The sequence below is a fragment of the Mesorhizobium sp. M4B.F.Ca.ET.143.01.1.1 genome (genome assembly GCF_004792275.1).
Lineage (GTDB): Bacteria > Pseudomonadota > Alphaproteobacteria > Rhizobiales > Rhizobiaceae > Mesorhizobium > Mesorhizobium abyssinicae.
In genome coordinates this window covers 1-303 of sequence record NZ_SRSR01000290.1, presented here as the reverse complement: position 1 = coordinate 303, position 303 = coordinate 1, and the positions used below count along the sequence as shown (strand labels likewise).

Sequence of the window (303 nt, the reverse complement as noted above, 5' to 3'; positions counted from 1 at the left end):
CCAAAAACAGCGGCAGCGAGGGCAGGATCAGGTAATAGAGCTGGGTGAAGAAGCCAGCGCCTTTCGGCCAGGCGGCGGCGATCGGCAGCCAGCGCAGCCAGACCCCGAAGATCAGGATCAGGATGATGCCTGTGACGAACTCCGGCAGCACCGTGACCGACAGGCCGCCGAGGCTGATGATGCGGTCGAGCGGCCGGTTGAAGTTGAGCGCGGCGATCACGCCGCCAAGGATGCCGATCGGCACCACCAGCACGAAGGCGACCAGCGCCAGCTTCATCGAATTGCCCAAGGCATCGACGACGA

The 303-nt window shown here is 64.4% G+C and carries 1 pseudogene; it reads right to left on the bottom strand.

The features are described 5' to 3' along the window. Positions 1–303 (bottom strand): annotated as a pseudogene (locus EN786_RS37035) (ABC transporter permease); the annotation flags it as partial.